General features: G+C 56.5%; 22 protein-coding genes and 3 pseudogenes. 12 read left to right on the top strand and 13 right to left on the bottom strand.

Features of this window, described 5'->3' with window-relative positions; translation table 11 throughout:
- Positions 1–194: 194 nt before the first annotated feature.
- A pseudogene (locus tag MCRY_RS23000) lies at positions 195–329 on the bottom strand (integrase); the annotation flags it as partial.
- Between the two features lie 22 nt (positions 330–351).
- Here MCRY_RS23000 and MCRY_RS19190 point away from each other — a divergent pair.
- Together MCRY_RS19190 and MCRY_RS19185 are read left to right on the top strand one after the other, a co-directional pair.
- A complete protein-coding gene (locus MCRY_RS19190) occupies positions 352–573 on the top strand; it encodes a type II toxin-antitoxin system CcdA family antitoxin (protein WP_085632883.1) in 222 nt (73 codons plus the stop codon).
- 12 nt (positions 574–585) lie between these two features.
- A complete protein-coding gene (locus MCRY_RS19185) occupies positions 586–879 on the top strand; it encodes a CcdB family protein (RefSeq protein WP_085632881.1) in 294 nt (97 codons plus the stop codon).
- A gap of 330 nt (positions 880–1,209) precedes the next feature.
- Here MCRY_RS19185 and MCRY_RS19180 read toward each other — a convergent pair whose 3' ends face one another.
- The 5 genes from MCRY_RS19180 to MCRY_RS19160 form a co-directional block, all read right to left on the bottom strand.
- Complete coding sequence (locus MCRY_RS19180) at positions 1,210–2,373, bottom strand: ATP-binding protein (protein WP_085632880.1); 1,164 nt, start codon at positions 2,371–2,373, stop codon at positions 1,210–1,212.
- Positions 2,374–2,488: 115 nt separating this feature from the next.
- On the bottom strand, positions 2,489–3,433 hold the full coding sequence (locus MCRY_RS19175; RefSeq protein ID WP_238939817.1) for a recombinase family protein: 945 nt from the start codon (positions 3,431–3,433) through the stop codon (positions 2,489–2,491).
- Positions 3,434–3,701: 268 nt separating this feature from the next.
- Positions 3,702–4,148 carry a TA system VapC family ribonuclease toxin gene (locus MCRY_RS19170; RefSeq protein ID WP_085632878.1) on the bottom strand — a complete coding sequence of 149 codons (447 nt, stop codon included), beginning with the start codon at positions 4,146–4,148 and terminating at the stop codon, positions 3,702–3,704.
- Entirely contained in the window at positions 4,145–4,372 is a 228-nt protein-coding gene (locus tag MCRY_RS19165) for a CopG family transcriptional regulator (RefSeq protein ID WP_139834125.1), read from the bottom strand. Before MCRY_RS19165 ends, MCRY_RS19170 begins: the two co-directional genes overlap by 4 nt.
- 100 nt (positions 4,373–4,472) lie before the next feature.
- On the bottom strand, positions 4,473–5,606 hold the full coding sequence (locus MCRY_RS19160) for a tyrosine-type recombinase/integrase (protein WP_085632874.1): 1,134 nt from the start codon (positions 5,604–5,606) through the stop codon (positions 4,473–4,475).
- Positions 5,607–6,068: 462 nt separating this feature from the next.
- Here MCRY_RS19160 and MCRY_RS19155 point away from each other — a divergent pair, with 462 nt between their 5' ends.
- Both MCRY_RS19155 and scpB read left to right on the top strand, forming a co-directional pair.
- Entirely contained in the window at positions 6,069–6,953 is an 885-nt protein-coding gene (locus MCRY_RS19155; protein WP_085632872.1) for a DUF1403 family protein, read from the top strand.
- 2 nt (positions 6,954–6,955) lie between these two features.
- Positions 6,956–7,552: an SMC-Scp complex subunit ScpB gene (gene scpB / locus MCRY_RS19150; RefSeq protein WP_085632870.1), complete on the top strand. Its 597-nt coding sequence runs from the start codon at positions 6,956–6,958 to the stop codon at positions 7,550–7,552.
- A 184-nt stretch (positions 7,553–7,736) separates the two neighbouring features.
- On the opposite strand, the gene MCRY_RS19145 is transcribed toward scpB, so the two are convergent.
- Positions 7,737–8,771 (bottom strand): replication initiator protein A, encoded by a 1,035-nt coding sequence (locus MCRY_RS19145; protein ID WP_085632868.1) that lies wholly within the window; start codon positions 8,769–8,771, stop codon positions 7,737–7,739.
- A 405-nt stretch (positions 8,772–9,176) separates the two neighbouring features.
- Between MCRY_RS19145 and MCRY_RS23255 the strand changes: the two genes are divergently transcribed.
- From MCRY_RS23255 to MCRY_RS22650, 5 genes are all read left to right on the top strand, one after another.
- Positions 9,177–9,392 carry a transposase gene (locus MCRY_RS23255; RefSeq protein ID WP_217808244.1) on the top strand — a complete coding sequence of 72 codons (216 nt, stop codon included), beginning with the start codon at positions 9,177–9,179 and terminating at the stop codon, positions 9,390–9,392.
- A gap of 204 nt (positions 9,393–9,596) precedes the next feature.
- On the top strand, positions 9,597–9,992 hold the full coding sequence (tnpB, locus tag MCRY_RS19135; protein WP_085632866.1) for an IS66 family insertion sequence element accessory protein TnpB: 396 nt from the start codon (positions 9,597–9,599) through the stop codon (positions 9,990–9,992).
- 63 nt (positions 9,993–10,055) lie between these two features.
- Complete coding sequence (tnpC, locus tag MCRY_RS19130) at positions 10,056–11,708, top strand: IS66 family transposase (RefSeq protein ID WP_085632864.1); 1,653 nt, start codon at positions 10,056–10,058, stop codon at positions 11,706–11,708.
- 260 nt (positions 11,709–11,968) lie between these two features.
- A complete protein-coding gene (locus MCRY_RS19125) occupies positions 11,969–12,211 on the top strand; it encodes a hypothetical protein (protein WP_139834124.1) in 243 nt (80 codons plus the stop codon).
- Positions 12,212–12,290: 79 nt separating this feature from the next.
- On the top strand, positions 12,291–12,698 hold the full coding sequence (locus tag MCRY_RS22650) for a hypothetical protein (RefSeq protein WP_139834123.1): 408 nt from the start codon (positions 12,291–12,293) through the stop codon (positions 12,696–12,698).
- Positions 12,699–12,861: 163 nt separating this feature from the next.
- Here MCRY_RS22650 and MCRY_RS23645 read toward each other — a convergent pair.
- Positions 12,862–13,047 (bottom strand): annotated as a pseudogene (locus MCRY_RS23645) (transposase); the annotation flags it as partial.
- Positions 13,048–13,340: 293 nt separating this feature from the next.
- Here MCRY_RS23645 and MCRY_RS19120 point away from each other — a divergent pair.
- Positions 13,341–14,072, top strand: coding sequence for a glycosyltransferase family 25 protein (locus tag MCRY_RS19120; RefSeq protein ID WP_085632860.1), 732 nt, complete (start codon positions 13,341–13,343; stop codon positions 14,070–14,072).
- 86 nt (positions 14,073–14,158) lie between these two features.
- On the opposite strand, the gene kdsA is transcribed toward MCRY_RS19120, so the two are convergent.
- The 5 genes and pseudogenes from kdsA to MCRY_RS19095 all read right to left on the bottom strand — a co-directional run.
- Entirely contained in the window at positions 14,159–14,980 is an 822-nt protein-coding gene (kdsA, locus tag MCRY_RS19115) for a 3-deoxy-8-phosphooctulonate synthase (protein WP_085632859.1), read from the bottom strand.
- Positions 14,977–15,762 carry a 3-deoxy-manno-octulosonate cytidylyltransferase gene (locus MCRY_RS19110; RefSeq protein ID WP_085632857.1) on the bottom strand — a complete coding sequence of 262 codons (786 nt, stop codon included), beginning with the start codon at positions 15,760–15,762 and terminating at the stop codon, positions 14,977–14,979. The genes kdsA and MCRY_RS19110 overlap by 4 nt, the downstream gene beginning before the upstream one ends.
- The gene (locus tag MCRY_RS19105) at positions 15,759–16,709 is read right to left on the bottom strand and encodes a KpsF/GutQ family sugar-phosphate isomerase (protein ID WP_085632855.1); all 951 of its coding nucleotides are present in this window, start codon (positions 16,707–16,709) and stop codon (positions 15,759–15,761) included. The genes MCRY_RS19110 and MCRY_RS19105 overlap by 4 nt, the downstream gene beginning before the upstream one ends.
- Before the next feature lie 313 nt (positions 16,710–17,022).
- Complete coding sequence (locus MCRY_RS19100; RefSeq protein WP_085632853.1) at positions 17,023–17,259, bottom strand: hypothetical protein; 237 nt, start codon at positions 17,257–17,259, stop codon at positions 17,023–17,025.
- A pseudogene (locus MCRY_RS19095) lies at positions 17,253–17,681 on the bottom strand (transposase); the annotation flags it as partial. The pseudogene MCRY_RS19095 and the gene MCRY_RS19100, both read right to left, overlap by 7 nt.
- Between MCRY_RS19095 and MCRY_RS19090 the strand changes: the two are divergent.
- Positions 17,680–18,846: an IS4 family transposase gene (locus tag MCRY_RS19090; protein WP_244897938.1), complete on the top strand. Its 1,167-nt coding sequence runs from the start codon at positions 17,680–17,682 to the stop codon at positions 18,844–18,846. The pseudogene MCRY_RS19095 and the gene MCRY_RS19090 overlap by 2 nt on opposite strands.
- 512 nt (positions 18,847–19,358) lie before the next feature.
- Positions 19,359–20,387 carry a replication initiator protein A gene (locus MCRY_RS19085; protein WP_085632849.1) on the top strand — a complete coding sequence of 343 codons (1,029 nt, stop codon included), beginning with the start codon at positions 19,359–19,361 and terminating at the stop codon, positions 20,385–20,387.
- Positions 20,388–20,588: the final 201 nt, after the last annotated feature.

Here is a 20,588-nt window from a genome sequence, read left to right as displayed (position 1 = left end):
GGCGGAGTTAGAGCGTGTAGCGCGACATTGCTGATGGGATTGCGCTACATTGCTCGTGGTTGGCGATGACATGTTTAGAAGATGCCGTTTTGTGGCGGCGTGATCAAGTATCGATGTCGTTGCGCGGTGTCGTGGCCTCCTTTTTGTCGGTGTCGTCTTCTTGCGCGACATTGCTGTTATCAGAGGTGGTCGCGAGAAACGCGCGCGTAATCGCGGGCGGTGTCAACCAGCCGGTCAAGCGTGCCGGAGCAAGCGACATGGGTGGGCAGGGCGATTGCGTCGCTCTGGTCTTGCTCCAGTAGGGCGCCTGATTTATGCTCTTTTTTCATACGTATTTTCCAGGAGATCGATATGGGTCGTGTGAAAGTCAATCTGACGCTGGATGCCGAGGTCGCGGAAACAGCTCGATCGCTCGGTCTCAACATGTCGCGCCTCGCCGAAGCGGCGATCATCGAGGCCGCAAAGGTCGAACGCAATCGTCTTTGGCGTGAGGCGAACCAATCCGCGATAAATGCCTATGCCGAGGAGATTGCCAAAGAAGGCTTGCCCCTAGCTGGCTTCCGCAGCTTCTGAGACGAGGACAGGATGGCACAATTCGATCTTTTCCGCCTCACTGGAGGGCAGCTGGTTGTGGATCTGCAAACCGACCTGATTGGAATCGATGCAACCAGAATCGTTGCGCCCTTGCGCGAGGCAGGACGTTATGCTGCCTTCCCAGGCCTTACGCCTGCTGTCGACCATGACGGGATTGCGTGGATTGTCCGCGTTCAGGAGCTCGCCGCAGTTCCGAGGGCAGAATTGCTAGACCGGGTTGGGTCTCTGGCGGACCAGCGCGACGCGTTGAAGCGCGCGTTGGACATCCTGATCGATGGGGTGTGACCCGCGGCACCGTCGGTGCACCCTAAACGAAGAAGACCTCCGGACCCGGATGCACGCTTGATCAGTCTCGCTCTGCGAGTTGACGGCAGCGCACGCTCCCGAGGCCGCTTCGTTGCGCGACACCTCGTAAAACTGGGTGTCGCCTTAGGTCGTAAAAGTAAGTGTCGCTTGACACCTGCCATGTGCATTCCATGCAACAGGGCCGCACCGGGAGACGTCCGGCGGTCGAGAAAGATACCAAGGAAAATTGGAAACTCTGTTGAAACTGACCCAAACAAGAAAATACCTTTGAACTCGCGCAGGCGCGCAGCGAGAAAAGCCAGCGCTGCGCTAAAGCGCTCTCAACAGCCCAATTCCCTGTTCGAGAGGTATTGCCCGGATATCTTCTGCCACGGGGACATCACGCTCTCCGGCGTAGATCAGCAGCTTCCGGTTGGCTTTGACGTCTTCTGCGCCGGTGTGGAAACCACGAGAAACCTTCGGCGCTGTCGTGCGCTTGATCTCGACGGCCCAGATGTCGCCACCCGGCAAACGCAAAACCAGATCAAGTTCGGCTCCGGCAGAGGTGCGATAGAAGAAGGGTTCGGTGCCGGCGGGCGCCGCGGCAAGAAGGGTCTCGATGCAGAACCCCTCCCAACTGCCGCCGACGACAGGATGCCCGAGCAAGCCCTCGGTTGTACCAATACTCAACAGCGCATGAACGATCCCGCTGTCCCGCACATAGATTTTTGGCGATTTCACCAGGCGTTTGCCGACATTCTCATGCCAGGGCTGCAGCCGCCGCACCAGCATGAGATCGACGAGCAGATCGAGATAACGACCGATGGTTTGGCCCGACACACCGAGCCCCTCTGCGAGGGCAGCAGCATTCAGCAGGCCGCCTTGCACATGCGCCAACATGGTCCAGAAGCGCCGCAAGGTTGCGGCTGGAATACGCGGCCCGAGGGCAGGGATGTCACGCTCCAGATAGGTGCGCAGGAAATCTAGACGCCAGTCCATGCTGGCCTGATCGCTGGCAGCCAAGAAACTCTCAGGAAAGCCACCACGTAACCAGAGCGCATTCAACTGATCAGCCCCAACCTCGGTAAGTTGCAGAGGGGGCATTTCGATATACCGGACCCTTCCAGCGAGGGACTCTGCCGATTGTTGCAGGAGAACATTGGAGGCTGACCCTAAAAGCAGAAACTGCCCCGTACGAAACCCGGCCCGCCTGCGCTGGTCGATCTGACCACGCAGGCTCTTGAAGAGGCCGGGCATCTGCTGCACTTCGTCGAGAATGACGAGTTTTCCCGTTTGTTCATCCAGATAGAGATCTGGTTCGGTCAGGATCTGCCGGTCCGCGTCACGTTCAAGATCAAGGTATACCGATGGTTGCTCCGAAGCGATGTCGAGAGCAAGCGTGGTCTTCCCAACCTGCCGGGGACCGAGGAGCACAATAGCGGCTTGGTTCGCAAGCGCGGATTGCACAAGTTGATGAGTTTGGCGCATATACATACCTTGCAATTACTCCATCACGTGGAAGATTTGCAAGGTTAAATCACTGTGCCGCTAACGTTCCAGCCTGATTTGTGAATTAGCCTGAAGTGATGAACAGGCTTTCCGCCAAAACTCACTCCAACAACCCAATTCGCTCCGCCCGTTCCAGCAGCATCCTCACGGACGACGGCTGCCAGCTCATGCGTCCACGTGGTGTGCGTTCGCGCATAGATTCCAGCCGTTCACAGATCGCCTGGAGCGTAATGCCCGGATCCGCGCCCTTGATGGCGGCGACGATGGCGGGCAGGCGGTCGTCCGTTTCGTGGCGCCCGGCGCGGGCCAGCACCTCGGCAGGCAGGAAGCCGTTGCGGACATAGGCCTTCACAGCGCGCAAGAGACGGCTTTGGGTCCAGCGACGCGCCTCGGGCAAGGGGCCGTTGATGATGCGCACCACGTCTTCCCAGGCCAAGTCGGGGCGCAACCGGCGCACATGGGGCACCCAATCTTGTGCAGTCTCGTTCAGACGCTCCATATAGCCGTCCTGTCGCGCCAGCCGCACTTTGCGAAGAGCAGCAGGGTCCTTGGCACGCAGCCCAGGGTTCCCGCCCACGCGGCCCTTTGTGCGCGCGCTGGCGAGGCCGGCCTTGGTGCGTTCCCGGATCAGGGCGCGCTCGAACTCGGCCGCAGCGCCCAGGACCTGCAGGGTAAACTTGCCCTGCGGAGAGGACGTATCGATCGGATCGGTCAGCGAGCGGAAGAAGGCTCCCTTCGCCTCCAGCCGCTCGATCACCTCCAGCAGATGCGAGAGGGATCGCGCGAGGCGGTCGATTCGCACGACGACCAGCGTGTCGCCCTTGCCGATGCGCTCCAACACCCGCGCAAGCACCGGCCGCGCACGATTGCCGCCCGAGGCCTGTTCTTCATGGATCTCGGCGCAGCCTGCGGATTTCAGGGCCTGCGACTGGGGCAGGGGGGTCTGATCCTCGGTTGAGACATGAGGTAATCGCGGCGGCGCTGATCGGAGGGATGGTGCAAGCTGCAGGGATAGAAGCTTTGAAGGAGATACCCCTATGCCCATGTTTGCCGCCCTTGATGTGTCCAAGAAAGAGACGCAGGTTCATATCGCTGATGTGTCTGGAAAGTGCGTCTGGCGCGGAAAAGTGCCGACCAATCCGAGAGACATTGCCACAGTGCTGCACCCCTACGCCAAACAACTTGAGAAAGTTGGTCTTGAGACCGGCAGCTGGAGTTCATGGTTGTTCCATGGCCTGACCGATCTGGGTTTTGACGTCGCTTGCATGGACGCACGCCAAGCACACGCCGCGCTTTCTGTGACGGTCATTAGGTCACGCCCGCTTTCCGCTGGGGATGAGGTGAAGCGCAGCCTTGCCCTTCGTGACGGCTTCCACAGAGAGCCGACGATCGAAGGTTGCAAGCAGGCCGCTGCGGTGGCTAGCAAGGGCCAACAGATAGGTGTCCGTGACCTGCGCCGCGGTCAGGACACGTGCAGGGTCTACGATGTCGGATGCGACCAGGCTGAGTTCTTCGGCCCAGAAAGCATGGCCGGGAAGACTGCGTAGCTTCTGGACAATCTCCGAGACGACAGCGGGCGAGCCTGGCGAGTTCGGATATTTGGGATTTCCGACAATGCGAAGGACGCCATTTTCCGTGATGGGACAGGTAGCCCAGGCATGCTGGCCAGTGCTGGCAAACCAGGTATGCGCATCGTCATGTGCGACGTGCGCAGGATCGATCAGGGCGATCAGGACATTGACATCGAGAAGATAGGTCACGGCGCTTCATCACGAAGCGCGTTTACCATGTCCAGCGTGACGGGGGCCGCGTCTGGGCGCACCGCCAGGAGTGGAATGCCGTTGCGCTCGGTGTGGGAGACGGATCGTTGCAAAGATCGCCGCGCAAGCTCTGAGACGACCTCGCCGAGGGTCCGGCCCTGCTGCCCCGCAATGGCCTTCGCCGCGAGCAGGACATCGTCATCTAGAGAGAGAGTGGTTCGCATGGGTTTCCTGTCGTGCATCAATCATCAGTCATCACGCATTATATTGGATTCCCAAGGTATCGATCAAGTGACGAGTCCGATATTCACTAGATGTGTTGGTTTACAACCCCGCCGCCTTGGTCAGGTTTACCCGGAACCGGTCCCGGCGGCGCTGATAGCGGCGGGTCATCTCCGCTGAGGCGTGTCCGAGCTGCTTCTGGACGTAGCGTTCGTCGACTTCGGCGGCACTGGCCAGACCCGCGCGCAAGCTGTGGCCGGAGAACAGCGCCAAGCGGTCTTTCTCAGGCAGCTCGGATCGGATGCCCGCATCGATGACCGTGCGCTTGATCAGGCGCGCGACGTGTTTGTCGTTCAAACGGGTCTCGGATGCGCGTTTGCCATCCCGCGAGATCCCAACGAAGACCGGGCCGAAGTCGATGCGTCCAAAGTGCAGCCATTGCGTGAGCGCATGCACGGGGCAGGTCTGATCCCTGGAGCCTCGGCCAATCTCCACTTCGCGCCAACCGGTCTTGGCATTGAGCGTGAGCAGGGCGCCTTTTTCCATGATCTCGATCCAGCCGCCCGAGTCTGGCGTGTCGTCCTTGTGGACGTCCAGGCTGACGATTTCAGAGCGGCGCAGGCCACCCGCATAGCCGATCAACAGGATCGCCCGATCCCGCAGGCCGCGCAGGTCGAACGGAAGGGTGGCCACCATCGCCAGGATGTCTTCGGCCAGGATTGCCGCTTTTTGCACTGGGGGGCGTGCGTGCCTGCGCTTGATCCCGGCGAGGATGGTGGCGATGTGCCGGTTTTTTCGATCGAGGCTGAAGCCGCGTTGCGCATAGTTCCAAGCAAGGCCGGACAGGCGACGCTCAATCGTACTGACCGAAAGGGGTCGGGACGCCGATTGCGGTCCGGGCGCGGACTGCGAAGGGGAGGGGCCCGACCCGGTAGCCAGATCAGCCAAATAGAGTCCGATTATCTCCGGCGAGGGGGGCAGCGGTTCAGCGCCCTTCATCCTACACCAGCGCGAGAAATTGGCCCAGTCCTTGGAATAGGCCTTAAGCGTGTTGTCAGAGGTCGCGGCGCGGGCATAGTCACGGGCGGCATCGACCAGGCGGTCAAGCGTGCCCGAGCCCGCGACGTGGGCGGGTAGGGAGATGTCGCCGCTTTTTTCTTGATCTCTCTCGTCGTCCTGAGCGATCCTCGCCGCACCAGAGTTTGATGATGTCGATTTCTCGTCCTCTGAGGCCATTTTCCAGTAAATCCAGTGATGAAACTAAATGTCGTTCTTGTTCCATTGGTGGACTCTAACGTGTTGATATCATGACATTCACGTTCTTGTTTCATTTCCGGATTATAGTTTCGTTATTGGATTATGCGCTTGGGGGCGTGGTGGAGTAGATTCGGGCTCCGAGCATCTGCTTGGCCCCCGGCATCCCGAAGATGTTGCTTTTATTGTCCATTTCGCGTCCTCCCTTCGCAGTCCAGAGATTGAGCAAAAGCCCAGTCCACCGGTTAAATGGAAATTTCGAGGGCGAGAGAGGCGATTTCGACCGAATCCACCCATGAAACTAAAACGACACTGAGATGTCGGGGAGTCTATCTCATTACGTCCGATAATGCAAACTTATTGGACATACTAGAGAACCAAAAGAAAGGGCGGTTTGTGTGCAATTCTCTGGCAAAAAGCGCCGCGCAGGGATAGGCTTCAACCATGGCATTTGACCGGCATGATCCCATCGACACCCTCGACAGGATAGCCAAGAAACCCTCTTGGATCACCTCTGCGCGAGGTGAAACCCTTGAAGATGTGGCGTTTTTGTCGGGCGCTGCGCTGAGTCACCTGCATGTTGTGCTGGGACATCATGCGGTACCCCAAGCCTTGTTGCGGAATCGGCTTGCGTTGCGCGCGGCCGAGGCCTGTGTCGCGTTTTCGGGTCGTCCGGAGCGGGCAGGGGAGTTGCGCGACGCGGTACACCTGTTGCGGCCCGGCGACCTGCCCGGCCCGGCTGGGGAGGAATATCTGGCGTGGCGTCGCGCCACTGACCGGCCGGTGTCGGTCAAGGCGCTGGGTCGAGCCTTGCCGACCCTGAAGCCAAGTCAGATCGGCACGTGGCTCGATGCGGGGAGAGGGGCGCCGGTGACCCGTGCCGCAGTGGTGCTGGAGGCTGTCCTGACGGAGGCACCCCGTGCCGAAGTCCCGGCGCTGATCCTCGCGGACGCCGCGCTCGCGCAAGCCCTCGGTTGGGATCATCTCGTGCCTCTGCTGGCGGCGGGAGTGAAACGCGCCGACCTGCGCAAGCGAGGCGATGACCTTCGCCTGGCCTGTCATCGCGCTGTGACCGCATCCGCGGTCGACGCCGTGCGTCTCGCTGTCGACCTCGCGCGCCGGGCTGCGCTTCTGAAAGCCGTCACGCCGAAGCTTCGGGCCAAGGGGGCCGGGGAGGCGGTCGAGATATTCCTGACACAGGACGCGGTGGCACCCGGTGCCTTGCCCTTGCCGGACCGCGCCGCGCGGCGGCTCTGTGACCGGTTGGTTGATCTCGGCGCGGTGCGCGAACTGACAGGTCGCGATAGTTTTCGCCTTTACGGGGTGTGAGCGTGGCCAAGGATCGCCCAGAGCCCGAGCTTGACCGCGAACTGGCGGACCTGCCGCCGGAGTTGCGCTGGCGGGAATGGATGCGTCGGGTCGAGGCAGTGCTGTTTGCCTCCGCCTCGCCTGTACCGCGCGAGGACCTGGCGCGCGTGGTGGGGCAGGCGGCCTCGGTTGATCTGCTGGTCGAGGATCTGGCCGCCGATCTGCAAGGCCGAGCGTTCGAGATTGCCCAAGTCGCCGGGGGGTGGATGTTCCGGACGCGGACCGCTTACGCGCCTGCGATCCGCATCGCGGCAGATGTCGGCGACCAGCTGTTGGACCTGAACGAGTTCGACGTCGCGGTGCTGGCCGCCATCGCCTATCACCAGCCGATCACCCGCGATGGGCTGAAGGACATCTTCGGAAAGGAGATCAGCCGTGACCTGATCGGGCGGCTGCATGCACACGGCCTGATTGCAACCGGACCGCGCGCGCCGCGTCGAGGGGCGCCCTATACCTTTGTGACCACAGACGCGTTTCTTGCGGCCTTCGGGATGGAGAGCCTGCGCGATCTGCCTGATCGCGAGCAGCTGGGTGACGCCGGGCTGGCCGCGCGCCCTTGAAACCTTTGACATCCTGTCGGCCCTAACAGGCCGCCGAAATAGTCCCGCCTCGACCGATTCACAGCCCTTGGGTCGATACAGCGCCCAACGCTTCATCAGCACGTATTTATATTACCTCAATTTAATCCATTACCGGATTAAATTGATTACCGGATATGCATCTGTCTTGCTTGAATGGCTCCCGTCAACTCGGCCGACCTCGTCTGCCAAACCACTTCCGACAAAATCCTACGAAGGCCGCATCTGCGTCACGAGGGGCCTCAACGATCCAATCCCGCCACTCCATCTCCAAATGACGGACATCCCATCCTGGCGCAGCCTCACGGGCAAGCTCATAGGTTTCAGATCTCAATGAAGGAACACGATTATCTGGCAGTGGGGCAGGGGCCATGGTCCCTCGGTTGGTGAAGACCACCATGTCATCATCATCGTCAAAGCTGACATGATAATCTGGTAAGTGATCGTGTTCGACCAACTGACGGATCATCTGCCGAAAACGCTTTTCAGGGCTTTGTGAGCCGGTCTTCAGGAGCAGCTTGGCTAGCGTTATTCTCCAAGCTTTCTGCTGACCACAATGCTTCCGGGCTATTTCGTATACGCGACGCTCAATTGGCTTACGAAGGCGAAAGTAGTCGCGATGAAGAGTTAGAACCTCCTCGTTCCGGATTGCATTGAAGACCCAGTCCGACAGCTTGATTTCACACCAGAGAAGTCGACCGTCCATTCCATGCTTGCGTCGGATCGATGATGCGTCAATCAAGCCAAACCCATCGATCTGTTCTTCATCGCCACTGACAATGTTTGTCCTGATCCTGGTACCTTCCAGCCGATCCAGCGCATCAATGAGCGACAGGTACTCTCGCCCGCTAGTACCTCGGTTCGTGAAAATCAGCAGCTCGCGTGAATTGATCCGAACACGGGGAGAGACCTGCTCTCCTTTTTTCAATTTAGCCATGATCTGGCTGATGCAGTAGATCAAAATATCCTTGTCATAGATCGTCGCCAACCCTTTAATGCTTGGCGTTATCTCAAGCCAATTTTTACCATTTTTATAACGCTTTACGCTGGTTTCAGGCTTCTTCGAAAGCGAGTAAAATGGATGTTCCATCTGCTGCATCACGTCCTTGAGCACCGCATCCGCAACATCGCAGATGAACAGATCGTGTTGAGGGTGACAATCGGGCAGAAGAGGTCGTAGATTCGTGTTTTCGGTTACCAAGATTCGTGTTTTCAGTTACCCATCCATCGGATAACAAACTGATTAGTCAATCAAAATTAGCACTTTCCAGGTCCTTAACACAGAATCTAACACATACTAACACAAGCAACCTGTAGATAAGTCTTCTGGGAGCGCACAACACAAGACCCAAGGCGGTCTGGGAATGGAAGACAATGAAGGTTGACCCCGCCCTGAACGGCGGGGCCTGCGTGCGGGATCGCATGGGTCAGATCGACGTGCCTACAACCCGGCGATGATGGAACAGGAATTTGACCATGACCAAAAAGATCAGGGCCATGAACATGGCTCAAAATGTATGCGCCGTTCCCGCCCCATTGATTTCTGCGGTTTCCCGACGCTGACCGAGCGGCGAGTCTCGTTCTGAGCATTCAGAAGGAGATGATGATGGCGGATGGCGGGGACGGGTTTGACGGTTGCATCGAGGTTGTGCAGCGGACGCGTGGATATCGGCGCTGGCCGGATGATGTGAAAGCCCGGATTGTGGCAGAGAGCTTTCAGCCGGGCGCGCGGGTGGCGGATGTGGCATGTAGGCATGATCTGGCAGCGCATCAGCTCTCGGATTGGCGGCGTCAGGCGCGCGAGGGTCGTCCTGCCCGCTGACGCCATGGCCGGTGTGGCGTCTGACGCTTTGCCGGCCTTTGTGCCGGTTTCGTTGGAGCCCGAGGACGTGTGTCCGTCAATGGTTGCCGGCCGGACCGGCAGCGTCATCACGATCGAGATCGGGAACGACCTCGTGCTTCGGGTGCCGGGCGATGTTCCGGTAGGGCGGGCAGCAGCTGTGGCGCGTGCGTTGCGAGGACCGGCATGATCGTCGCGGGACAGCGCCAGCCGATCCTGATTGCGACGCGTCCGGTGGACTTCCGCTGCGGGCATCGGGCGCTGGCGCTGATCGTGCAGACCGAGCTGAAGCTCGATCCGCATTCCGGGGTGACGATCATATTCCGTTCGAAACGCGGCGACAGACTGAAAATCTTGGTCTGGGAAGATGAGGCGGATCAGGAAACAGTCCCGGGGACTGTTTTCCCGACGAATGGTCTCGTGATGATCTACAAAGTCCTGGAACAAGGCAGCTTTGCCTGGCCGAAGGTTCAGGACGGGACAATGCGGCTGTCGCGGGCCCAGCACGAAGCTCTGTTCGAAGGTTTGGACTGGCGCCGGATCGTTGCGCAGCGGGTCGCTCCACCCATTGCGGCGGGATGATTTACCAAGCTGTTTCGACGTTGTTTTATTGGCCTTTCCTGTCCGGATCGGCTATGAATCCGCATGTCTCAGCCCTTCGATCTCAGCCAGTTTCCGGACCTTCCGCCCGAGGTTGTGAAGGCGTTCGAAGCAGCACAGTTCGAGTTGTCGGTCGAGCGTGCTGCCCGCCAGCATGAACAGGCGGTTGGGGCTGAGAAGGACGCCTTCATCACCGAGTTGAAGGCCCTGATCGAGAAGCTGGAAGGTCAGGTCGGACAATACCGGCATGCGAAGTTCGGGCCAAAATCGGAAAAGCTGGACCCCGCGCAGCTCGAGCTGGCTCTCGAGGATCTGGAAGCGGCGATCGCCGAGACCCAGGAACAGATTGCCGCGGTCGAGGCGAAGATCGCAGCCAGCGAGACCGATCCCGAGAAGAAGGCGCCGCGCAAGAAGCGCAAGGCGCGCGCCTTGCCGGAACACCTGCCGCGCGTCGAGCGTGTCATCGAGCCTGACAGCATCGTCTGCCCATGCGGCTGTGGCGACATGGTCAAGATCGGTGAGGATCGGGTCGACCGGCTGGATTACATCCCGGCGCGCTATCAGGTGATCGTCACGATCCACCCGAAATACGCCTGCCCCAAAGGGCGCGCGGGTGTGGTTCAGGCGAAAGCCCCGGCGCATCTTCTGGAGGGCAGCTGGCCCACCGAGGCGCTGTTGGCCCAGATCGCCGTGTCCAAGTATTCCGAGCACATGCCCCTGAACCGTCAGGCTGTGGTCATGGCGCGGCACGGTGTGCCGATCGACCGATCGGTCCTCGCCGATTGGATGGGTCGGACCGGTGCGCTGATCGCGCCGGTGGTGGACCGAATGGCGGTGTTGCTGAAACAGGGCAGCACCCGGCTCTATGTCGACGAAACCACCGCTCCTGTTCTGGACCCGGGGCGTGGCAAGACGAAGACCGGCTACCTTTGGGCGGTGCTGCGCGATGACCGGGGCTGGAACGGCCCCGCACCTCCCGGGGTGGTGTTCCACTATCGGCCCGGCCGAAAGGGCGAATATGCCGATGAAATCCTGACTGGCTTCAACGGCACGATCCAGGTCGATGCTTACGGGGGTTATACGCATCTGGCCAAGACCGATCGCAAGGGTGGTGAGCCGTTGAAGCTTGCACTCTGCTGGGCTCACGGTCGCCGAAAGTTGATCAAGGCCAAACCAAAGAAGGGTTCGCCCATCGTCGACGAGGCGCTGGTGCGCATCGCTGCGCTCTACAAGATCGAAGACGCGATCCGCGGGTCAGCCCCCGATCATCGCTGTGCCGTCCGTCAGGACCTGTCCCGGCCGTTGGTAGATCAGTTCTTCGCCTGGCTGCCCGCCCAGGCCGCACGCGTCTCGCGGAAATCAGACCTCGGCGCGGCGCTCGCCTACATGCTGCGGCGCCAGGACGGCTTCCGGCTCTTCCTCGAGGATGACCATGTCGACATGGACTCAAATCTGGTCGAGAACGCCATCCGCAGCCCGGCCATGAACCGCCGCAACGCGCTTTTTGCCGGCCACGACGAGGGCGGCCGTTCCTGGGCGCGCTTCGCCAGCCTGATCGGATCCTGCAAGATGAACGGCGTCGAACCCTATGCCTACCTGCGAGATCTCTTCACCAGGCTCGCCAATGGTCATCTCGACAAGGACATCGATACGTTGATGCCATGGGCCTACGCTGCGGTCCCCATCCCCTCACAATGAACTCATCCGGGAGTCCCCAGTGAGCTCATTCTGAGCGCTCACGAAGGCAAAAACGCCAGCCGCGCGCACCGAGAACCAGCTCGCAAGCGAAATCCCAATGGGGCGGGGACGGCGCATACCTCAAAATCTGGTATATGGTTATACATCTGGTTAGAGAGATGTGTCTGTTTGAACACAATCGAAATGAAGAGTGTCTGGCAAGTACATGACTTTTGGACAATTTTAACTATTTTATCCACAAGAAGTTTGAAGGTGTCTTCATGTTTTATCATGCACAGAATGGCTCTGAATTCGTCGGCTTAAGGTCAAGCGTGAGTGGGCGTCGGCAAGTGGTCTATGACGTCCGGACCGGCAAGCGCGTCGTGTTGGATATTCGTGATGCAACGGCAACAGATGAGGACATAAACTCCGCGTTGCAAGAGGGGATCAACGCCCGCAATGTTTTGGGTGGTGTTTTAGCGGCGCTCAAAGCCCGAAATATCGATGTAGATTTTGCGTCTTGAACAAATCAAGGGTCCACTGAGCAGCTGCACTCAGGTATACTGATTCCAACCTCAGAGAAACTGAGGACTGTGAGGCAGCATGCAACCTATCATTCACAAAGCGGCGATCGCTTTGAATCTTAATCCTGTGTCTGCAGGTATTTCTCCAGGTGACCCTACGTTTCTGGTACTCAACCTTGACATGTCAGTTTCGGTCTTTGTTGAGCGACCTTCTCGTTTGCCATTTGGGTTCGGCAAATCAAGACTTGTTTTGGCTGGAAAGTTGGGTGCACGAGCCACTGATATCGTACGACCTGCCCTTGAACGCAAAGCGGACCTACGTGTGCGCATTATCGAGGTGGAACCTGCCCATTTAAGTCGATCTGGTCGCGCTGCCATATTCGTTTCTGTGTGGGGCAACCCTGCTGATATTGCCCAACCAAAATCAACGCCTGCCATATTCACCCGCAGCAAAATCAATGATCCGGTCCCACCAAGAAATGAATAATTTAAAAGTTCCGCATCTAGTCCTGCGATTCAGCTTATCTGCGGATAGAGGTGGGCGAGTTTCATGCGCGCGTCCTCGGTTGAGAAGCACCATTTGACGGCTGTGCCGCCCTGTTTGCGAGGTATTACCCATGCCCTAGTCTGCTCTTCGAGTTTCCCGCGATCGGGGATGCGGCGGTCGAGGCACTGGCGTGCGAGGATGCTCGGTTCGCATTCAGCGATGTTGAACCAGGAGCCATGTTTCGGTGTGTAGTGCCACTCGAACCGTTCTGCGATCCGGCGGCCTCGGCCGGGTCGAACGCCTCGTAGAGCGAGGCTGGCCAGTGGGTGTTGAGATTGTCCTGCACCAGAACGATCCTTTCAGCCTCTTTGGACAGCCAAGTTAAGGTGGATCAGGGTTCAAGCGAAGCTTACAAAGATGCCAACCGAAAGGCTCTTGAATCTGGAGCCACTAAGGGGGTTAAGATGGTAGCATGATCAGAGCAGCACGCCGTCTCAAAAGCATGCCCCAGTACAGCGGTGGTCCTCGTTCATTGGCACTAAATCGAGCGTCAGCGCGACGGCCTAGAGCATCAAGCACCGCAGGTTTCTACAGCTAAGAATACCCTCAAAAAAACATAAAAAGCGCAAATACTTGAGCTGCATGACATTTCCTCCAATATACATTCTAAGTCTCAAAGATGCGCAGCGTTCTGGCCCATTGGTAGAACTGCTCACTGCACATGGTTTGCCCTTTGAAATAATCTGGGGTGTGGATGGCCGGCATGGATTGCCCAAAATGTATGAAGAACTCATCGACAGAGACGGTGCGGAATTGCGCATGGGGCGGCCAATGTCTGATGGGGAGTTTGCGTGTGCACTGTCGCATAGACTTATTTATGAACGCATTGCCTCTAGCGAAGCCCCTTCGGCAATCGTGTTGGAGGATGACGCAGCTCCTATGCATCCTTTCTTCGAGATTGGTCCAAACTTGATTGAGCCCCCGTGTGGCCTGCTGCTGTTCGATCACAAAAACACTTATGTAAAGACACGCGATCGTTTGCTTTTCAAGCGAAGCTTATGTGCATATCGTATAATGCTTCCACCTTTTTTGGCAACAGGGTACATGATTTCTAAAGAAGTCGCCACTTACTTGGCTTTTTATAATGGGCCAGTCGTGCAGCCATCAGATTGGCCAGATGCAATCTTAAAATTTGAAAGTTATGCTTGCAATCCTCGAATAGTTATTCAAAAAAATAGGACAGAAGGCACATCAACTCTGGAGAAGGGCCGCCGCAAGCAAAAATACAAAAAACGTAAAAGTTACCGAAGACTACTATTCAGATCTTACTGGCGAAGGTGGCTTATAAAAAGATTATCCAAAAAACTAGCGTAGATTTTAAATACACACCTTTAATTTCGGACAAGGATTTCCATTCCGCAGGAGAAAAGATAATGGCTCTGATCCAAAACCACTATATTTCAAGCAAGTTTTGCAATGCGATCTATTTGATTCAAGATCAATAACAATTCAGTAAGTTGGTCAATTGGAATCATGTTTGGTCCATCGGAGGGTGCATTTTCTGGTGCTTCGTGCGTTTCAATAAATATAGCAGCAATCCCGACGGCAACAGCGGCACGTGCAAGTGGTGCAACAAATTCCCTCTGTCCACCCGATCTTTCCCCTTGCCCACCTGGGAGTTGCACCGAGTGTGTAGCATCAAACACCACTGGGTATCCTGTCTGAGCCATAATTGGGAGAGATCGCATGTCAGAGACTAGCATGTTATACCCAAAACTTGCTCCTCTCTCGCATAACATGATGCGATTGTTGCCTGTAGATTCGATTTTGGCGGCAACGTTCGCCATGTCCCACGGCGCTAAGAACTGACCTTTTTTTACATTGATTACAGCTTGAGTTTGCCCAGCAGCTAGCAACAAGTCTGTTTGTCGTGAGAGAAAAGCTGGGATTTGAAGAATATCCACAGCTTGCGCTACAACTGCGCACTGTTCAGCTTCATGAACGTCAGTCAGAACGGGAACTTGGAACTCTTTTCTGATTTTGCCTAGAATTGTGAGCCCTTCATCAATTCCAAGACCCCGTACACCTTTGAGCGAAGAGCGGTTTGCCTTGTCATAGCTCGCTTTAAAAATCCAAGGAGTGCCACTAGCATCAGCCGCCATTGCGATTTTTTCAGCAAGCATTCGCGCATGATCGAGAGATTCTAGCTGACAGGGGCCAGCAATAAGTGAAAAAGGAGCTGTATTACAAACAGACATGTTCCCAATTTCTACGATGTTCATACAATCCCTTCCTTCTGAAGAACCATTTCAATCCGGCTTACATCTACTGGATTGTTAAGTTCCCAAAACATCCGTCCTCGTGCGTCAACTGGAATACATTTTATTGGAATATCGTTTTCGAGAAAGCGTAGTTGCTCAAGTCCTTCCGCACGCTCAAGACGGCCTTCTTTCCAAGATGCATATGCTTGCAGCGCTTGGGGTGTATAACCGTATACACCAACATGATGCCAGACCTCTGGCGGCTCTGCTAATTCATTGATATAGGGTAAAACCTCTTTTGAAAAATAAAGCGCGGTGTGATCACTGCGCATGACAGCGGTTGTACCACCGACGCGCCCATGTTTCCGGTCAGCAACAAAATTAGTCAAAGTGTCCACATCACATCTGACAACGGGCGTTACCACTTGAGTTTCATGCTGCATTGAATCAATAAGAGCTTCAACAAACCAATGTGGTGTTAATGGTGCATCACCTTGAAGATTAATTACTATGTCTGGCCTGAACCCGAGCTGTGCTAGCCCTTCGGCACATCGTTCTGAACCGTTGCACGGCTTTGAGGACGTCATCAAGACATTTCCACCAAAAGCCCGTGTGGCTTCTGCAATTTGGTCATCATCAGTCAGCACATGGATACTATCGACCCCAGATACTTTCAGCGCTACTTCCCAAGTGCGCTGGATCAGAGTTTTCTTGATTCCAGTCGCTCCTGTTAATTCGATGAGTGGTTTACCTGGATAACGTGTTGATGCGTAACGCGCCGGGATAAAGATGGCTACACTCATGCGACACCTGCCCGCAAGAGATCATGAATATGAACCAGACCAAGGAGAAAGCCCTCATCCGTTACCATTAATGTACTAATTTTATGAGCGTTCATCAGGGCGAGAGCTTCTGTCAATAATGCATCAGGATTAATGCTGTGTGGACTATATGTTGCGACGTCGCCAGCTGTTCGTTCCGTGAGCCCATCAAGATTTCTGCGCAAGTCACCATCAGTAATAATACCTTTCAAAATGCCGGCTTCGATCACTGCAGCTACTCCAAAACCCTTGGTGCTCATTATCACCAGTGTTTCACCCATTGGTGTGTCAGGGCTGACTATTGGCAAAGCTCCATTTCGATGCATGATAGCGGAAACGCGTAAAAGTTGCGCTCCAAGCGTACCTCCTGGGTGGAATGAATGATACGTTTCACGGTCGAAGCCTCGATGCTGCATCAAGGCGACCGCCAGTGCGTCCCCGAGTGCCATGCTCAACGTGGTTGAGGTCGTAGGCGCTAATTGTAACGCACAGGCTTCAGGAACATCAGGCAATTGAAGGACGTGGTCTGCTGCACGTGCAAGTGTACTATTGCTACGTTTGGTCATCGCGACGAGTGGAATATCAAATCGGGTGCAGTAGGCAATTATGTCAACCAGTTCTTTCGTCTCACCGGAGTTCGAGATGAGAATGACTGCATCTGACTTTGTGATCATGCCAAGATCACCGTGGCTTGCCTCTGCGGGATGTATGGCTTGTGCAGGAGTCCCTGTTGAAGCCAGTGTGGCAGCTATTTTATTTGCCACGTGTCCAGATTTTCCCATGCCGGAGACAATTACCCGACCTTGTAACCTGAGAAGACGAGAAACCACCTCATCGAAATTTTGGGGAAGTTCCTCAGACAGCTGCATCAGCGCTCGTGCCTCAATAGTCAGTACAGTGCGGGCTATCGAGGAAGGAGTATCTGTCATGGCTGCCTGCCCAGTTATTTTTTGGTTGATAGCGGTCGATACAAACGATGTCCAATGTACGCTTCATGTCAGGGAAACGCCATGAAGCGTGTGTAACCGACTGAACTTATGCTGCCTCAGACCTTAAAGTTGAGATCCTTCCGGGACATTTCTCCCCAGGGCTGCAGTAAATTCTATGGCAAGGGACACACAACTTTCGAACCATCCCTCGCGATGACGCCCAGATCTTGCAATAGCTACGATATAGTCTGATTCAAAGGTAAAAATGCCGAAGATCCCCGCCTGCGCCGGGGGTCTTCCTATTTCATGGTCTTCAGCGGCTTGCGCGGATTACCGAGCTTGTTGTGAAGTTACCCACCGAGGTGGCGCCGATGCTGTTGCCCGATACACCAACCGACGCGCTTTGAATTTCACCGCTGAACGAGAAGATTCCAACATTGGCTCCAGTAACTGTCGAGGTAATGGCGCCGGCATTGGTCTGGCCGTTGAAGACCGCGGCACTGGCATCGTTGCCCGCCCCGGTGAGCGATGTCACCGTCACGCGATCCATTGGCCGTTCAGGTCGGCCAGCGCCGCCCGGTTCTCGGGCAGGGCTAGCGTCTCGGTCTCGAACCGTCCCATCTGCGAGGCCGAGGCAGCTTGCGCGTCAACGGCATGGCCGCCCACGACCTGACGCATGACTGGATCGAGGGCCAGCCGGTCAGCGTCGTTGACGTCTTCATATCCGGCCAGTCGCCCGAACACCGATTGCCGGAACAGCCCGTCAAGACGATGGACGGTGTTCTTGCTGTGCCGGGTGTCGCGTAGTGCTGCTGCCGCCAGATCGGACAGCCCAAGCGCATCATCCAACTCGCGCATCAACAGCAGGCCGCCGTCGGAACTGAGCTGCGTGCCGTGAAACTCCACCCGGACACGAGGGTCGAAATCGACCCGATCTGCCCGCTGCGAGCCCGCACCCTCTGGGTGATCCATGAAACGCGCCACACTGCACGACACTGGGTGGTTGAGGGCTGCGAAAGGTGGTTTTCTGGAGGACTCCCTCCCGGCAAAGGACGCCATTATGACTCCTCAGGCTATCACCGCCCTCTCGTCGAGGTTGTCACCGCATATACGGCTGAGCAAATCTCGGCTCGAGACGCTGAGCCTTCTGATCGTGGCTATGGTCAGCGCCCGCACGGTGAACCTCAGCCACCTTGCCTGCGAGCGCGCGGGATCGGTTCTGATTGCATCGACCTATCGGCGGCTGCAACGCTTCTTCCAGCACGTCAGTCTACCCGAGGACTGGTCGGCAGGCCTCGTGGTTCGTCTCCTCGGCCTGTCCGGGACCTGGCATCTATGTCTCGACCGGACGAACTGGAAGATCGGCGCGCGCGACGTCAACATCCTGATGCTGGCGATCACGACGCAGCGGTTTCGGGTGCCGTTGATGTGGACGGTGCTGGACAAGGCCGGGAGCAGCAATGCCGAGGAACGCATCGCACTTTTGCGGCGTTACCTTGCCCTGTTTGGCGCCGGATCGGTTAAGCTCCTTCTGGCAGATCGGGAGTTCATCGGTCTGGAATGGCTCAACTTTCTCGAGGCGCGCGGCATCCCGTTCGCGATCCGTGTAAAGGCGGGGATGATCGTGATCACTGAGGACGGGAAGCGTTTGAGACTGCGTTCACTGCTTGCAAAACGTCGGCCCGGGCGGAAATTCCAGGCAACATTCCCGGCCCAGGGGGACGCGGAGGCGCTGACACTGACTTTCGCCGCCAAACGCATCAAGGGTGGCGAGTTGCTCATCGTTGCAAGCAATGTGCCGGATCAGAACGCCCTGAACGCCTACCGGCGCAGATGGTCGATCGAATGTCTCTTCGGGGACGCCAAGACCCGCGGCCTGAACCTGGAAGACACCCGGATGCAGACCGCCGAAAAGCTGAGCCTGCTGCTGGCAATCGTCGCCATGGCCATCGCCTGGGCCAACAAGACCGCCTCAGCACTCATCGGTACGGGAAAGCTGACACGCAAGACTCACGGTCACTATGCGAAGTCCTGGTTCCGCACTGGTTTCGACGAGGTGCGAAGGCTCCTACGAAGCAATCCAATCGCCGCTCTCGATCCATGGCAATCCATCTCAAAGCGGAAGAGAGTCGTGTAGTGTGGAAACGCGCCCCTCGCAGCCACTAACACCATGATTTATATCGGAAACAACACGGTCACGACAGCGAAATTAGCGCCTTACTTGGGGAATGTGGGGATAGGTCTTGTGTCTGGCGAATGACTTCGTCGGATAACTAGCGTGGACGAAGAACAAGGACCACCTCTCAATGCCTCGATGCTTTGTGGTGTTAAATGAGTGTTAGATCTGTGTTACGGAGTGAAAAAAGGACGATTTTTTTATATATTTCAGGTGTTTACAGACTCTTGCTGTGTGTAAAGTGGTGATTCACCGTGTGTAAAGTGGTGATTCACCGTGTGTAAAGTGGTGATTCGTAAAACTTCCTCGGTTCCTTTTGGAATTTGATTCGTAACTTGTAGTAAGTGCTGTTTTTTTTGGTGGGATGTGTGTGAAGTGTCGAAGTGACCGTGTGTGAAGTGTCGTTTTTGCTTTGCGTGTGTGAAGTGTCGTTGTAATGTGTCCTGTGTGTGAAGTGTCGTTTCAGGTGCCCCATGACAACAGACTACCCCTTGCTTCCCGATCGCCATCCACAAGGCGACTTTTTCGTCTGCGACATTCTTGATGCTGCGCCCAAGGGTGACATGGGGTCCATGGAACATCCGATCTTTTCTTTATCGACGAAGCCTGACATCCGGCCGCGTCGCTATGAGCACAATGGGGTGACCATTGAGATCAAGCCTTCTGTAGATGGGCTTGCCACTGTCCATGACCGTGATATCCTGATCTACTGCATTTCGAGCCTCATAAAGGGCATGAATGATGGCAAGGAGCCCCAACAGATAATTCGGTTCCAAGCCGCTGATCTCCTCAAAGCTACCAACCGCATGACCACTGGACGTGGTTACAATTTGCTCAAGGCTGCTATGGAAAGACTTGCGGGCACACGTATATCGACGAACATCACCACTGGTGGTCAAGAAATCTTTGAAACTTTTGGTTTGATTGAGCGTGCGAGGATCGTGCGTGAAACACGGGATGGACGCATGCAGGAGGTTGAGGTGAAGCTCAGTGACTGGGTCTTCAATGCAATCCGCGCCCAAGAAGTTCTCACGCTTAGCCGGGAATATTTCAGGCTGCGCAAGCCCCTTGAGCGGCGTATATATGAGTTGGCCCGCAAGCATTGTGGTCGTCAGAAAGAATGGCGCGTATCCATGGAGGTGCTGCAGAAGAAATGTGGTTCAGGTTCCACTCTGCGCGAATTTCGCCGCCTTGTGATGACGATCGCCAAGGAAGACGAGGAATACAGCCACATGCCAGATTACCGTATCCGCATTGACGATGATCGTGATCATCTCCTTGTGCGGAGCCGGGGTACGGTTGGAGCCGAAATATCCGAAGAAGCTAAAATTCCCTCACTTGATCCTGAAGTCTATGACATGGCACGTGCTGCAGCCCCAGGTTGGGACGTACATATGATCGAGCAGGAATGGCGGCGTTGGGCGACACAGGCACCGCGTAATCCTGAGATGGCGTTTCTCGGATTTTGCCGCAAATGGGTTGAGCAGCGTGGGCGACCATAGGTTGATATCTCGCACCTGTGTAATTCTTGTTTTAACCTAAGCCCGGTGGCTGGATCGCAGAATGCTTTGGCCCCGTCCTGCTTCGCGACAAGCCGACATACCCATCTCAGGTGTCTCCGGAATGTCAGATCACAGCGTGAAGCGGCCAAGGGCCGCTCTCGCGTTCCTCCCTTGAGGCAGGGAGGAACGCAAGGTTTCCGA

The organism is Marivita cryptomonadis, from assembly GCF_002115725.1.
Classification (GTDB): Bacteria; Pseudomonadota; Alphaproteobacteria; order Rhodobacterales; family Rhodobacteraceae; genus Marivita; species Marivita cryptomonadis.
This window is presented reverse-complemented; position numbering and strand designations above follow the sequence as displayed.